This window comes from Agrobacterium tumefaciens (genome assembly GCF_013337285.1).
In the GTDB taxonomy this organism is placed as follows: Bacteria; Pseudomonadota; Alphaproteobacteria; order Rhizobiales; family Rhizobiaceae; genus Agrobacterium; species Agrobacterium burrii.
In genome coordinates, this window is record NZ_SUPW01000007.1 from 40,200 (window position 1) to 54,809 (window position 14,610).

A 14,610-nucleotide genomic window follows, 5' to 3' on the forward strand; every position below is an offset into this window, starting at 1 on the left:
AGACATGACTTCAATCAACGCTGCAAAAATCGTCATTCTCGCAACCGACGGCTATGAACGCTCGGAACTCAGGGTGCCCTACGATCAGCTGAAGGCCAAAGGTGCCGATGTAAAGATCGCCTCGATCAAAACAGGCGAAATCAAGAGCTGGGATGAAAAGAACTGGGGCGACAGCATCGCCGTCGATCTTTCCGCCAAGAACGTCAAATCGGATGATTTTGACGCGCTGGTTCTTCCGGGTGGCCAGATCAACCCGGATATTCTGCGCCATGATGAGGATGCGATGCGCGTGGTGCGCGATTTCGTCAAATCCGGCAAGGTGGTGGCCGCCATCTGCCATGCGCCATGGCTGCTGGTGGAAGCGGATGCCCTGCGCGGTCGTGACGCCACCTCTTATTGGTCGATCAAGACAGACCTGAAAAACGCCGGCGCCAACTGGAAGGACGAAAAGGTGGTGACGGACAAGGGCATCATCACCTCTCGCAGTCCCGAGGACCTGGACGCCTTCGTCGCCAAGATCGTCGAAGAGATCGAGGAAGGCCGCCACGAGCGCCGCGCCGCCTGAGGACCATACAAACCTGTGCCGCCGGTTTCTCCGGCGGCACTCTTAATGGGAGACATCCATGAAAAGCAGATTGCTTTCAGGTGGTGCTGAGCGCACTTTCATTCTCATCATCGAGCCGGAGGAAGAAGCCTTCGAGGCCATCCGGCGTTTTGCGGGCACGGAAAACATCAACGCTGCATCAGTGACGGCCATCGGTGCCTTTGCAACGGCAACCCTCGCCTTTTTCGATCTTTCGACGCGGGAGTACAAGGAAATACCGGTTGCCGAGCAGAGCGAGGTTCTGAGCCTGCTCGGCGATATTACCCTAGATGAAAACGATGACCCCAATCCGCATCTGCATGTGGTGCTGGGCTTTGCGGATGGGTCCACCAGGGGCGGCCATTTTCTGAAGGGAGTGGTACGACCGACCCTGGAAGTGGTCATCCGCGAAACACCCGCGGAATTGCGGCGCAGCTATCGCCCGGAATTCGGCATCGCCCTTATCGATCCCGCGAAATAAACGGCGGAACCGGAAAAACACCATTGCGTTATTCCCCCATGTGAGGGGCGGCATGGCGGCAGCAATCAATCGACAAGACACCGGTGACGATGAGGTCAGACAGTTTCTGACCGGTCTGGCACGCGGCACGGCGGGTGCTCTGCTGTTTGCACTGCCGATGCTGATGACCATGGAAATGTGGTTTCTCGGTCTTTACATCAATCCGTGGCGGCTGCTGCTCCTCTGCATCCTCAACCTGCCGCTGCTGCTGCTTCTCGCCCGCCGCATCGGCTTTGAGAATATTCATTCCTGGGGCCCGGCGCTGCGCGACGCGATCACGGCTTATGGGCTCGGCATAGCCGTCAGCGCCGCTGTGCTGCTGCTGTTCGGTATCCTGAACGACCAGATGACCGTCTCCACCATCATCACCAAGATTGCGCTGCAATCCGTGCCGGCGAGCATCGGCGCGCTGCTCGGCCGCAGTCAGCTCGGCCAGCATTCGGATGCGCAGGACGAAGAAGAAGGCGAATATTCCGGCGAGACCGGTTATCTGCACGAGCTGTTCATGATGATGGTCGGCGCGCTGTTTCTGAGCCTCAATGTCGCGCCGACGGAAGAGATGATCCTGATCGCCTATAAGGTGACGCCCTATCACATTCTGGCGCTCTGCCTGCTGTCGATCGCCATCATGCATGGCTTCGTTTACGCGCTTCATTTCAAGGGCTCTCACCAGCTGCATGAGGGGCAGCAATGGTGGCAGTCCTTCATCCGTTTTACCCTGCCGGGCTATGTCATCGCCATCGCCATCAGCATCTACACGCTCTGGACCTTCGAGCGTCTCGACCATACGTCGCTGTCGCAGATCATGAGCGCCGCCGTCATTCTCGGCGTTCCGGCTTCGATCGGCGCGGCCTCTGCCCGATTGATCCTGTGAGGACAAGATGACGACATCGAAGGGTAACAAACACACCGAAAGTTCCGATCCCCACTGGATAGAATGGGTGACAGGCGCGATCTGCACGCTTCTCGTTACGGCCATGCTCGGCTGGATAGCCTACGACATCTATCGTTACCAGCCGGAGGATGCCCGTTTCGAAATAGCCGTCACCAGCGTGGAGGGGCAATCCGGTTCGTACCGCGTGAAGTTCGATATCCGCAATCTCTCGATGACGACGGCGGCGCAGGTGCAGGTGCGCGGCGACCTGGAGCAAGACGGCGCGATGCAGGAAAGCGCTGATGTGACATTCGATTATGTCGCCTCGGAATCAAAGGATGCCGGCACGCTTTTCTTCCGCAACGACCCCCGCCGCGGCACACTCAATCTCAACGTCTCCGGCTATACCGAGCCGTGAGACCTTTCAGGACTATTTCATGCCAACATCCAAACTGACGAAAGAACGCGATCTCAGGGATTCAAAGCCGCTCTGGGCCGATAGCCCGCGCATCGGCATCCGCAGCGGAAAGACGCCAAAAGCCGACCGTTACGACACGATCGTCGTCGGCGCCGGCATCAGCGGCGCGCTGGTGTCGCACGCGCTGCATCGCCCGGGGCAATCCATGCTGATTATCGATAAAGGCGAACCGGTGATGGGCAGCAGCGTGGCCAGCACCGCGATGATCCAGCACGAGATCGACACACCGCTGACGGAACTCAGAAAGATGATCGGCAAGGATGCCGCCGACAGGGCATGGCAGCGCTCGGCCCGCGCCGTCTTGCGTCTCGAAGAAATCGTCACTTCGCTCGGCATCTCCTGCAGCATGGCGCGCAAGCAGGCGCTTTACCTTGCCGGAGACGAAATGGGGTCTCGCGCGTTGAAGACGGAAGCAGCTGCGCGCGAGGAGGCTGGCATCGAGGCCACGTTCCTCACTGCTGCGGAACTACAAGAACAATATGGCCTAGAGCGGACCGCCGCCATTCTCAGCGACATCTCGGCCTCCGCCAATCCCGCGCAGCTGACAGCGGGCCTGTTGCGCCACACGGCGGGTGCAGGCGCTGAAATTGTCTCACAGCTTGAAATCACCGATCTTAGAAATCTCGGTGACGAGGTGGTCCTTGCGACCGCTGAGGGCAAAATCCTCTCCGCCCGCAATGTCGTCTTCTGCACCGGATATCAATTTCTGAAGATGCTCGAAAGTCCGAAACACCAGATCATTTCCACCTGGGCAATGGCGAGCAGGAAAGGACTTGAACTGCCGGACTGGCTGGAGAACCACATCGTCTGGGAGGCTTCCGACCCCTATCTTTATCTGCGCACCGATCGAAACGGACGCATGATTGCCGGCGGCGAAGATGAGGAAAATCCCACCGCCTTCCAGTCGGAGCGCAAGCTGGCCACTAAAACGAAAATTATCCGCAGCAAGATCGAAAAACTGCTCGGCGTCGATATCGGCGAACCGGAATATCGCTGGGCAGCGGCGTTTGGCACCACCACCACCGGCCTGCCGCTGATCGGCACGGTTCCCGGCATGAAGAATGTCTATGCCGTCATGGGTTTCGGCGGCAACGGCATCACCTTCAGCCAGATCGCCGCCGAAATCGTCGCCGCCGCCGTTAATGGCGGCAAGGACCCAGACGCCGATCTTTTCCGCTTCGGTTGATGCCCGATCAGTCTTCCTTGATGCCGGCGGCCACCTGCATGCGGCGAAGCGTCCAGAGAACGATAATCCCGACGCCGGAGGCTAACAGCGCGAGCGGCCACATGCCGAGCCCGGCAGAGAGGCCGATCGCGGCCGAAAGCCACATGCTGGCCCCCGTCGTCAGGCCTTTGACGTCACCTTTGGTATAAACGACCACGCCCGCGGCTAGAAAGGCGATGCCGGCCGTCACGGCCTCCACCAGCCGGATGGGATCGAGCCGCGCCGCCTCATGGCCTTCCGCCATCGTCTCCATCATGTGGATGGTGATGACACAGAAGGTGACGGCGGCAAGGCCGATCAGCATGTTGGTGCGCAGACCGGCGGTGTTCTTGTGAAACTCCCGCTCCAGCCCGATCAGGCCGCACAGGATGACCGCGCCGAACACGCGCACCAGCAGCACCTCGAAAGGCATGGAAACATTCATGGAAAATTCTTCTGCAAGGCTCTGGGGCACTATCGCGTCTCCTCCCGAAATTTCATCACCAGTAAGTTCGGGAAGGCCGGTTGGTTCCGCGCGGCAATATAAACGTTGCGCGCAACGGAGCCGGAACCATAGGGACTGCGAAGGGTTTGTCTCCCGTGCGCATAAGCGCACATCGTGAATTTTCACACCATGGGAGAAGGAACAATGGCCGAGAAGAAACTCGACGACCTGTTTTATGATACGCTGAAGGATATCTATTACGCCGAAAGGCAGATTCTGAAAGCCCTGCCGAAAATGGCCCGGGCAGCGACCGACCCGAAGCTGAAACAGGCGTTTGAAAAACACAAGGAAGAGACGCAGGGTCACGTGGAGCGCCTGCAGGAAGTATTCGAAGTCATCGGCAAGCGGGCGCAGGGCAAGACCTGTGAAGCGATCCAGGGCATCATCGCCGAGGGCGAAGAGATCATTGATGAGTTCAAGGGCACTGCGGCGCTCGATGCCGGTCTCATTTCGTCGGCCCAGGCCGTCGAGCATTATGAAATCGCCCGTTACGGCACGCTGAAAGCCTGGGCGGAAAAGCTTGGGCACACAAAGGCGGTTTCGCTGCTGGACGCCACGCTCAAGGAAGAAACCAAGACCGACGATGCGCTGACCTCGCTCGCCAAGACCTCGATCAATGCTGCGGCTCAGAAAAAGGCGGCATGATCACCTCTTCAACCGCACAAGCAAAAACCGGAATGGTCTCCCATTCCGGTTTTTTATTTATCTGAAGCTGCCGCGTTTTACGGCAGCGTATAAGCGATCACATAGTCGCCCGGTTTGGTGCCGACGGAACCATGACCACCCGCAACCATCACCACATATTGCTTGCCGCCTTCCAGCGCATAGGTCATGGGCGTTGCCTGACCACCGGCCGGCAGGCGCGCTTCCCAGAGCTGTTTGCCGGTTGTGAGGTCGTAAGCGCGCAGAAAATTATCCACAGCAGCACCGAGGAAGGCCACGCCGCCCTTGGTGATCATCGGCCCGCCAATGCCCGGCACGCCCACCTTGAAGGGCAACGGCAGCGGCGTCATGTCATAGACCGTGCCGTTCTTGTGCTTGTAGGCGATATCGCCGGTGCGCAGATCAGCACCCGCGACATAACCCCATGGCGGCGCCTGGCAGGGGATTTTCAACGGACCGAGGAACGGTCCCATGAACACGCCATAAGGCGCGCCGTCATTGCGGTTCAGACCTTGCTCGCTACCCTTCTCATCCTGTCCCTTCGGGGGGATGTCGGCGCGCGGAACGAGCTTGGAGGTAAAGGCAAGATATGTCGGCATGCCGAACATGACCTGCCGCTCGGGATCTACCGCTACGCTGCCCCAGTTGAAGGTGCCGAAATTGCCCGGATAGATGATCGAGCCATTAAGCGAGGGCGGCGTATAACGGCCCTTGTAGTCCAGCTGATGGAAGCGGATGCGGCAGGCGAGCTGATCGAACATGGAGACGCCCCACATGTCCTTTTCCTTCAGCGGCTCCGGCTTGAAAGACAGGGCCGTCGTCGGCTGCGTCGGCGAGGTGAAGTCTTCAGGGATCGCTCCGCCCGGTGCCGGTTCTTCCGTAATCGGCAGAAGCGGCTCGCCGGTGCGCCGGTCGAGAACATAGATATCGCCCTGTTTGGTCGGACCGACAAGGGCAGGCACGCTCTGGCCGTCCTTCGTAATGTCGAGCAGCACAGGCTGTGCGGGAACGTCCATGTCCCAGAGATCGTGATGGACCGTCTGGCGCACCCAGCGGTCCTTGCCGGTATTGATATCGAGCGCAACAATGGAGGAGGAATATTTCTCCACATTCTCGCTGCGGCCCATGCCAAGCTGGTCCGGCACCTGATTGCCGAGCGGGACATAAACCAGGCCGAGGCCCTCGTCATAGCTCAGTACCGACCAGCTGTTCGGCGAGTTGGTCGTATAGGTCTCGCCCGCCGCAATCGGCTCGGTCTTTTCCGGATTGCCGGAATCCCAGTTCCAGATCAGGGCACCGCTGTTCACATCGAAAGCACGGATGACGCCGGACTGTTCCTGCGTGGAATAATTGTCATTCACCGCACCGCCGATGATGATCTTGCCCGCCGCGATGACGGGCGGCGAGGTCGAATAATAATAACCGGCAGGATTGTATTTCATGCCCTGCTCGAGATGCAGGACACCCTGATCGGCAAAGGAGGTGCAGACCTGACCGGTCGCAGCATCAAGCGCGATCAGCCGCGCATCCGAAGTCGGCAGGTAGACGCGCTCGGCGCATGCCGTGCCTTGAGCGGCATTCGGCTCGGCATAATAGGAAACGCCACGGCACGTCTGGTGCTGGCGGTCCGGATTGAGACCGACATTCGGGTCGTATTTCCACTTTTCCTTGCCGGTTGCCGCATCGATGGCGATCGCCCAATTATGCGGCGTGCAGATGTAAAGTGAATTGCCAACCTTGAGCGGCGTCACCTGATAGGTGGTTTCACCCACGTCGTCAGGCAGTTTCACGTCGCCCGTCTGGTAACGCCAGGCTTCCTTCAGCTGCGAGACATTGTCGACATTGACCTGCGTGAGTGGCGAATAACGCTGGCCATAAGGCGTGCGGCCATATTGGTGCCATTCGCTATCCGGCACGTTCCCGCCATAGGCGGGCGTCGCAGACACTGTCTCCTGCGACAATGAACCGGACTTGCCGTGCGGATCCTGCGTCATGGAATATCCGGCGACCACGATCGAAGCGAGAACGGACAAGGCGAGCGGCCAAGCGTTCGGGCCGTAGTTAAGCCCCGTTGGGCTGGAAAACCCGAGCGGCTTTCTGACCCAGGGCACAAGCAGCCACAGACCGATGAGAATGACGATGCCGCCACGCGGACCAAGCTGCCACCAGTCGAAACCCACTTCCCAGATTGCCCAGGCGAGCGTTGCGACAATGAAAACAGCATAAACATGGAGTGCGGCGCGATTGCGCTTGAAGAGCAGAGTGGCCGTCAACAGGAAGGCCAAACCAGAAAGGACATAATAAAAACTGCCGCCCAGCATTACGAGCTGGGAGCCGAAACCAAACAGCGCAAGGCCGATCAGCGTGAGAACAACCGCAGTGACGGTGACTGCCATGAATGAAACCCCCGATTCCTGTCACTTTGGGTGAAATGAAATCGGGGCCAATCTGGTTCCACACAAACTATTCATTTGTCATGAAAAATTTCACGTCATGGTCGTTAAGGGTTTTGCGGCGCCCCCGTCGAATCCTGTCGTGAGGGATTTGTATCGGTGGAAGCTGGCGGCGCTACACGGCCATTTGCAGGGTTGTTGTCGAAGCTTCCGGAGCCGGAAGGTTGCTGCGGCACAGGTGCCGTCTCGGTCTGCGTGCTTTGCGGACGATTTTCATCCGGCTCAAAAACCGAATATTCAACGACCGCCCAGACGACCAGCGCAAGAAAAAAGCTGACAATCAGAATGACAAGAACCGGCCGTCCTCTGGATCCCTGCCGCGCCCGGGTTGCCGTCTCCGTTTTCGGAGCGTCCCGACCGTGGAGATAGCTGGCATTTTCTCTGGCCATATCTTTTACTCCCTGTAACCTGCCAATTTAATCCGCAGGGTCAGGGTTTTGTTCCAGATAGAAGAGAGAGCCTTCAGGCACACTCGGCCGCACGGGGCATATCCAGATAAGGATCAGCAGGCGTCTCCAGCGCGCTGAAGCTTTGCCTGAGCCCCAGCCAAGATGTTGTTCGCCGGGCATCGGCATCCGCCGTTTCGCACGGCTTATCCGGGAAGGTTCCAGTGCTCGCGGCGGGAGCAGGGGTTTGGTTCAACCGCACAGGCGCTCGCATGCCACCAAATTCGGAATGACCGCCGGCAGCCCGATATTTTTTTGCCTCAAGGCGACGGCTGCGCCATACCGGCAGAATCTCCAGAAAAGTAAAAATTTTCAACATCATGATTATCAGAAAAATAGATCAATTAAAAACAATGTCCCACTGTGGCATGTTCGCCGGCAATGTGCACCCCCTATTGCGACACAACCACAGCGAATAGTCAGATTGTGCTAATAATACGTCATAAAGCGTCAGATCAGCAGCCTACATCTTCGCGTTTCAGCGCCCCGACAAAGCTACACAATGGAAAATCGCAGAATAATGCCGGAAGCAAGCGACGGCTTCGCAAGGCACGCCGGCAGAAATTACTTTGCGGTCCAGCCACCGTCGATGGAGATAGTCGTTCCTGTGATGGATCGCGCCATGTCACCCGCGAGATAAAGCGCCATCTCCGCCACTTCTTCCGGTTGCACAAATTGTCTGGTCGGCTGCGGCGCAAGCATCACCTTCTTCACCACATCCTCCTCGCTCATGCCATGCACCCGCGCCTGATCCGCGACCTGTGCGGCAACGAGCGGGGTCCAGACATAACCAGGGCAGATCGCATTGCAGGTGATGCCGAGTTCGGCCACCTCCAGCGCCACGCTTTTCGTCAGCCCCACCACCGCATGTTTAGTCGCCACATAAGGCCCCTTGAAGGGCGAGGCACGCAGGCCGTGGGCGGAGGCGATGTTGACGATGCGGCCCCAGCCCCTTTCCTTCATGCCCGGCAGGGCCGCGTGGATGGTGTGAAAAGCGCTGTCGAGCGAGATGGCGACGATGCGGGAAAAATCGGCGAAATCGAACTCGTCGATCGGCGCGACCTTCTGGATGCCGGCATTGTTGACCAGCACGTCGATGTGGCCGAACTCGGCAATGACCGTTTCCGGCAGATGCGCGCTCTCGTCATAGTGGGCGAGATTAGCCGAAAAATAGACCGGCCTGTGCCGCGCCACCTGCGCAACCATCTCCAGGGCCTGCGTCGCCTCTTCCGTCGTCTCTATGCCATGCACCGCGACCAGATACCCCGCCTCGGCAAAACGTTTGGCGATGGCGAGCCCGATGCCGCTGGTGGAACCCGTGACGAGCACGGTTTTCGGTTGGTCCTCCATCGGCCTAGTCCTTCAGTTGCGGCAGGTTGCGGAAAAGATCGAGTGCCTCGGGATTAGCGAGCGCATCGGCATTCTTCACCGGCCGGCCATGAATGGTATCGCGCACCGCGATTTCGGAAATCTTGCCCGAACGGGTGCGGGGAATGGCACTGACGGCGATGATCCTTGCCGGCACATGCCGCGGCGTGGCACCTGAACGGATGCGGGTGCGGATGGTCTTTTCCAGCTCTTCCGTCAGGGCCGCGCCACCTTTCATGCGCAGGAAAAGGATGACCCGCTGGTCTCCATCGAAGTCCTGCCCCACGGCAATGGCCTCTTCCACATCAGGTACCGTTTCCACCTGCCGATAGATCTCAGCCGTGCCGATGCGGACCCCGCCGGGATTGAGCGTCGTGTCCGAACGGCCATGGATGACATAACCGCCGGATGGGCGCATTTCGGCAAAATCGCCATGCGCCCAGATGCCCGGAAAACGGTCGAAATAGGCGGCCTGATAGCGCGAACCATCCTCATCGCCCCAGAATTTGACCGGCATGGACAGATGCGCATTGCGGCAGACAAGCTCACCGGCAACGCCGCGAACGGAACGGCCGTCATCATCCAGCGTATCGATATCCATGCCCAGCATCGCGCCCTGCAATTCACCGCGATGAACCGGCTGCAACGGATTGCCGCCAAGGAAACAGGCGCAGATATCCGTGCCACCGGAAATGGAGGCGAGATGCACGTCGGCCTTCCAGTCGCGATAGATATAATCGAAGGATTGCGGAATGAGCGGCGAGCCGGTGGAAAGAATTGTTCTCAGAGAGGACAGGTCATGGCTTTCACGCGGTTTCAGCCCGGCCTTCAGGCAGGCATCGATGAACTTGGCCGAGGTGCCGAAGGTAGCGATCCGTTCGGCATCGATGAGATCGATCAGCCGCGCAGGGTTGGGATAACCGGGGTTGCCATCATAGGTGACGAGCGTTGCGCCAAGCGCCAGACCGGAGACCTGCCAGTTCCACATCATCCAGCCGCAGGTGGTGAAGTAGAAGAAGCGCTCGCCCTGCCTGATATCGCATTGCAGCTTCTGCTCCTTCATGTGCTGAAGCAGCAGCCCGCCGCCGGAATGGGTGATGCATTTCGGTTTGCCGGTTGTGCCGGAGGAATAAAGGATCGCCAACGGCGCCTTGATAGGCAGCCGGTTGAAGGTAATCTCCCCCACCTTATGTGGCGAGACGAAATCCGTGAGCGTCACACAGCCGAGATCGGCAAGGCCGGAAGGAACCACATCACCGATCAGCACGATCTTTTCGGGTCTCGCACTTTCCGCCACGGCACGGATGGTGGGGCCGACATCGATGCGCTTGCCGGCATAACCATATTCCGGCACGGCGATGAGGATTTTTGGGTCGATCTGCGACAGACGATCGGAAGCGCCGGCCGGGCCGAAATCCGGCGAGCAGGACGACCAGATGGCGCCGATGGCGCTGACGGCCAGATAGCTGACGATCGCCTCGATATCATGAGTGACGATGGCCCCAACTCGGTCGCCTTCCTTCACGCCCGCATGGGTGAGCGCCTGCACCATGCGGGAGACCTCGTCGTAAAGTTCCCTCCGGCTTATCTCGCGCCGGGTGCCATCGTCGCGATGGGCGATGATGGCCAGCCGCTCGTCGGCATCGCGCAGCAGGTTTTCGGCATAGTTGAGCCTAGCACCCGGATAGAACTCAACATCCCGGATCGTAGCACCGGCTTTGAACGCCGTTTCTCCGCGTGTGCCGATAATGCCGAGTTCATCCCACAGCGCATCGTAAAAGTCATCCGGTGCATCGATGGACCAGCGCAGCAGGCCGGCATAATCATCGGCGGCCACCCCGTGCAGTTTTGCCGTTTTCTCTGCGAAGGAAAAAAGTGCCGAGCGCGCCAGCCTTTCCCTCGCCGGCACCCACAAAATATCGGAAGGCGCGGCGTCCGTCATGCTTCGCTCCCGCGCAGCATCTCGACGATGGCGGAAAAATCACGCCCGCCGCCGCCCTCGCCGACGAAGTTCTCGTAAAGCGCCGATGCCGCTGCACCAAGCGGGGTGGAGGCCCCGGCTCCATTGGCGGCCTCCTGCGAAAGCTTCAGATCCTTGAGCATCAGGGCCGCCGCAAATCCGGGCTGGTACTCCTTGTTGGCGGGCGATGTCGGCACCGGCCCCGGCACCGGGCAATAGGTGGTGAGCGACCAGCATTGCCCCGAGGAGGTGGACGCGACATCGAACAGCGCCTGATGCGAAAGACCGAGTTTTTCGCCGAGCACGAAGGCTTCAGAGACCGCAATCATGGAAATGCCGAGGATCATGTTGTTGCAGATCTTCGCCGCCTGGCCGTTGCCGCCCTTGCCGCAATGGACGATCTTCTTGCCCATCGCCTCCAGCACCGGCCTTGCCGCCGAAAAGGCGTCGGCCTCGCCGCCGCACATGAAGGTCAAGGTGCCTGCTGCCGCCCCACCCGTGCCGCCGGAGACAGGCGCATCGACCGAGGGGCAACCGGCGGAAGCGGCCAGCTCATGCGCCTTCAGGGCGCTTTCCATATCCACCGTCGAACAATCGATGAGCAGCGTGCCCGCAGATACCTTTCGAACCAGATCGCCATAGACCGAAACCACATGTTCGCCCTTGGGCAGCATGGTGATGATCACATCAGCCGCTGCCGTCGCCTCGGCGGAATCCGCAGCAACGGGAATGCCGGCTTCCCTCGCCGCCGCGCGGCAGGTTTCAGAAAGGTCAAAACCCCTCACGGTATAACCCGCCCTGACGAGATTGGCGGCCATCGGCAGGCCCATATGTCCAAGTCCGATAAAAGCGACGGTCTTCATGGGAGCGTTCCTTTCAGCGATTATCCGCAAGGATCATGTCGGCAGCCTTTTCGGCAATCATGATCGTCGGCGAATTGGTATTTCCGGATGTGATCCGCGGCATGATGGATGCATCCGCGACACGCAGCCCCGCAAGCCTGCGGAACTTCAGCCTGTTATCGACAACACTTTCCGTATCCGATCCCATGCGCAACGTGCCGACGGGATGAAAAATGGTTGTGCCGATATCGCCCGCCGCCCTGGCGAGATCATTGTCGTTTTCGAAGGAGGGGCCGGGTCGGTATTCCTGTGGCTTGAACCGGGCAAAGGCTGGCTGGGCGACGATGCGGCGCGTCAGTCGCATGGAATCGATGGCCACCTGGCGGTCGCCTTCCGTGGAAAGATAGTTCGGGCGGATTTCCGGCTGCATGGCGAAATCCGGTCCTTTCACATGCACTGAGCCGCGGCTTTCCGGCCGCAGATTGCAGACACTTGCGGTAATGGCCGGAAAAGTGTGAACCGGATCACCAAACTTGTCGAGTGAAACCGGCTGAACATGATATTCCAGATCGGCGGTTTCCTTTTCCGGCGAAGAACGGGTGAAGACGCCGAGCTGGCTGGGCGCCATCGACATCGGCCCGGAGCGGGTCAGCGCATATTCAAGACCGATCCGCGCCTTGCCGAACAGGGTGGAGGCCCTCTCATTCAGCGTCAGAACACCGGAAACCTTATAGACCATGCGCAATTGCAGGTGATCCTGCAGGTTTTCGCCCACGCCCTGAACCTCCGCTACGGTATCGATGCCGGCGGCCTGAAGCACATCACCCCGGCCGACACCGGAAAGCTCCAGAATATGCGGCGAGCCGATTGCCCCCGCGGAAAGCACCGTCTCGCGCCGCGCCCGCATCTTTTTCAAGACACCGTCATGGTGAAACTCCACGCCCGTGACCCGGCCTTCTTCGATGATCAGCCGCTTGACATGCGCCTTGGTGAGGACCGTGAGGTTCTTGCGACCAAGCGCCGGCTTCAGAAATGCCTTGGCCGTGTTCCAGCGCCAGCCAGAGCGCTGGTTCACATCGAAATAACCGGCACCCTCATTGTCGCCGCGGTTGAAATCCTCGGTCGCGGGAATACCCGCTTCACCCGCCGCCTTCTGGAAGGCATCAAGCACATCCCAGCGCACACGGGCTTTTTCCACGCGCCACTCGCCACCGGCGGAATGCAGGTCGCTCTTGCCGCGATAAAAATCCTCCGACTTCAAGAAATAGGGCAGGATGTCGTTCCAGCCCCAGCCCTCGCAGCCGAGCTGACGCCAGACGTCATAGTCCCGCGCCTGACCGCGCATATAGATCATGCCGTTGATGGAGGAGCAGCCGCCCAGAACCTTGCCACGCGGATAGATCAGCGCGCGACCGTTAAGGCCCGGCTCTTCCGCCGTCTTGAAACACCAGTCGGTGCGCGGGTTGTTGATGCAATAGAGATAACCGACCGGAATATGGATCCAGTGGTAATTGTCGTTGCCGCCCGCTTCCAAGAGCAGCACGCGGTTGTTCGGATCTTTCGAAAGGCGGTTGGCGAGAACGCATCCGGCACTCCCCGCTCCGATGACAATATAGTCATATTCGCCCATGCTCTTCTCCATGCGCCGCCCTTGCCGTGTCGTCCCGGACGCGGGGGAGGCCTTTTCCAGTGTTTTCAAAAATGTCTAACCGCGGTGCTGGAAGCCGAGTTTTCTCCCCAGACGCGACGCATAAAACTCGCCGATCAAACCGCGCCGGAACACCAGAACGCAAGCCATGAACACAAGGCCGGTGATGATGGTGACCGGGAAATCCGATGTCGCGAGATAGTTCTGCAAGGTGACCACGAGGCCCGCGCCAAAAATCGGGCCGATCATGGTGCCGATGCCACCGAGCAACGTCATCAGGATCACTTCGCCGGACATTTGCCAGGTGACGTCGGTCAGCGTCGCGAACTGGAAGACCAGCGCTTTCAGACCGCCCGCAAGCCCGGCAAGCGCCGCCGACATGACGAAGGCGCCGAGCTTGTAACGCTGCACGCTGTAGCCAAGCGAAATGGCGCGCTGCTCGTTTTCGCGGATGGATTTCAGGATCATGCCGAAGGGCGAATTGACGAAACGCCAGATGACCAGAAGCGCCAGCACAAAGGCGGCCAGCACCGTGTAATAGATGTTGAGCGGCGCGTTGAGATCAAGAAGGCCGAAGAGATGGCCGCGCGGCACGCCCTGCAAGCCGTCCTCACCATGGGTAAACGGAGCCTGAAGACAGAAGAAATAAAACATCTGCGATAGCGCCAGCGTGATCATGGCGAAATAGATGCCCTGGCGGCGGATGGCGAAAAAGCCGATGACGAGGCCGAGAAGGGCAGCGCCGGCCATGCCGATGACAAGGCCGATTTCCGGTGTCACGCCCCATTCCTTCACCGAATAGGCGGTGAAATAGGCCGCACCGCCGAAAAACGCCGCATGGCCGAAGGACAACAGTCCCGTGTAACCGATGAGCAGATTGAAGGCGCAGGCAAACAGCGCAAAGCACAGGAGCTTCATCAGAAAGATCGGATAGACAAACATCGGCGCGGCGATGAGCAGGGCAAGCCCCGCCAGAATGAGCACGGTCTTGATGGTTCCCGCAGTCGTCGAAACTTCGGCCTGCGGCATCGCACCGGCAGTGGGGTTATGGGTGGCTTTGGACATA

The 14,610-nt window shown here is 59.4% G+C and carries 15 protein-coding genes; 6 read left to right on the forward strand and 9 right to left on the reverse strand.

Annotation, left to right across the window (positions count from 1 at the left end; all coding sequences use genetic code 11):
- Window positions 1-4: 4 nt before the first annotated feature.
- Genes FCH38_RS17970 through FCH38_RS17990 form a run of 5 tightly spaced genes read left to right on the forward strand, consistent with a single transcriptional unit; the run spans window position 5 to window position 3,641 of the window.
- Complete coding sequence (locus tag FCH38_RS17970) at window positions 5-565, forward strand: type 1 glutamine amidotransferase domain-containing protein (RefSeq protein ID WP_174374615.1); 561 nt, start codon at window positions 5-7, stop codon at window positions 563-565.
- Window positions 566-623: 58 nt separating this feature from the next.
- Entirely contained in the window at window positions 624-1,064 is a 441-nt protein-coding gene (locus FCH38_RS17975) for a PPC domain-containing DNA-binding protein (protein WP_174374616.1), read from the forward strand.
- A gap of 52 nt (window positions 1,065-1,116) precedes the next feature.
- Complete coding sequence (locus FCH38_RS17980; protein ID WP_174374617.1) at window positions 1,117-1,977, forward strand: TIGR02587 family membrane protein; 861 nt, start codon at window positions 1,117-1,119, stop codon at window positions 1,975-1,977.
- Between the two features lie 7 nt (window positions 1,978-1,984).
- A complete protein-coding gene (locus FCH38_RS17985) occupies window positions 1,985-2,395 on the forward strand; it encodes a TIGR02588 family protein (protein WP_174374618.1) in 411 nt (136 codons plus the stop codon).
- Window positions 2,396-2,414: 19 nt separating this feature from the next.
- Entirely contained in the window at window positions 2,415-3,641 is a 1,227-nt protein-coding gene (locus tag FCH38_RS17990) for an NAD(P)/FAD-dependent oxidoreductase (RefSeq protein ID WP_174374619.1), read from the forward strand.
- Between the two features lie 7 nt (window positions 3,642-3,648).
- Here FCH38_RS17990 and FCH38_RS17995 read toward each other — a convergent pair whose 3' ends face one another.
- Window positions 3,649-4,134, reverse strand: a complete 486-nt coding sequence (locus FCH38_RS17995) for an MgtC/SapB family protein (protein WP_149901167.1) — start codon at window positions 4,132-4,134, stop codon at window positions 3,649-3,651.
- Window positions 4,135-4,308: 174 nt separating this feature from the next.
- Between FCH38_RS17995 and FCH38_RS18000 the strand changes: the two genes are divergently transcribed.
- Window positions 4,309-4,809 carry a ferritin-like domain-containing protein gene (locus FCH38_RS18000; protein ID WP_142842422.1) on the forward strand — a complete coding sequence of 167 codons (501 nt, stop codon included), beginning with the start codon at window positions 4,309-4,311 and terminating at the stop codon, window positions 4,807-4,809.
- 77 nt (window positions 4,810-4,886) lie between these two features.
- Here the strand turns inward: FCH38_RS18000 and FCH38_RS18005 are convergent, their stop codons facing one another.
- The 8 genes from FCH38_RS18005 to FCH38_RS18040 form a co-directional block, all read right to left on the reverse strand.
- On the reverse strand, window positions 4,887-7,223 hold the full coding sequence (locus tag FCH38_RS18005; protein ID WP_174374620.1) for a glucose/quinate/shikimate family membrane-bound PQQ-dependent dehydrogenase: 2,337 nt from the start codon (window positions 7,221-7,223) through the stop codon (window positions 4,887-4,889).
- Between the two features lie 104 nt (window positions 7,224-7,327).
- Window positions 7,328-7,669: a hypothetical protein gene (locus FCH38_RS18010; protein ID WP_153515767.1), complete on the reverse strand. Its 342-nt coding sequence runs from the start codon at window positions 7,667-7,669 to the stop codon at window positions 7,328-7,330.
- Between the two features lie 73 nt (window positions 7,670-7,742).
- Window positions 7,743-8,048, reverse strand: coding sequence for a hypothetical protein (locus tag FCH38_RS18015; RefSeq protein ID WP_174374621.1), 306 nt, complete (start codon window positions 8,046-8,048; stop codon window positions 7,743-7,745).
- 242 nt (window positions 8,049-8,290) lie between these two features.
- Window positions 8,291-9,076, reverse strand: coding sequence for a 3-hydroxybutyrate dehydrogenase (locus FCH38_RS18020; RefSeq protein WP_046802127.1), 786 nt, complete (start codon window positions 9,074-9,076; stop codon window positions 8,291-8,293).
- 4 nt (window positions 9,077-9,080) lie between these two features.
- Complete coding sequence (locus FCH38_RS18025) at window positions 9,081-11,036, reverse strand: acetoacetate--CoA ligase (RefSeq protein ID WP_174374622.1); 1,956 nt, start codon at window positions 11,034-11,036, stop codon at window positions 9,081-9,083.
- The gene (gene mmsB / locus FCH38_RS18030; protein WP_153515763.1) at window positions 11,033-11,917 is read right to left on the reverse strand and encodes a 3-hydroxyisobutyrate dehydrogenase; all 885 of its coding nucleotides are present in this window, start codon (window positions 11,915-11,917) and stop codon (window positions 11,033-11,035) included. The genes FCH38_RS18025 and mmsB overlap by 4 nt, the downstream gene beginning before the upstream one ends.
- A 13-nt stretch (window positions 11,918-11,930) precedes the next feature.
- The gene (locus FCH38_RS18035) at window positions 11,931-13,526 is read right to left on the reverse strand and encodes a GMC family oxidoreductase (RefSeq protein WP_153515806.1); all 1,596 of its coding nucleotides are present in this window, start codon (window positions 13,524-13,526) and stop codon (window positions 11,931-11,933) included.
- Window positions 13,527-13,601: 75 nt separating this feature from the next.
- Complete coding sequence (locus FCH38_RS18040; RefSeq protein WP_149901175.1) at window positions 13,602-14,609, reverse strand: branched-chain amino acid ABC transporter permease; 1,008 nt, start codon at window positions 14,607-14,609, stop codon at window positions 13,602-13,604.
- Window position 14,610 lies beyond the last annotated feature (1 nt).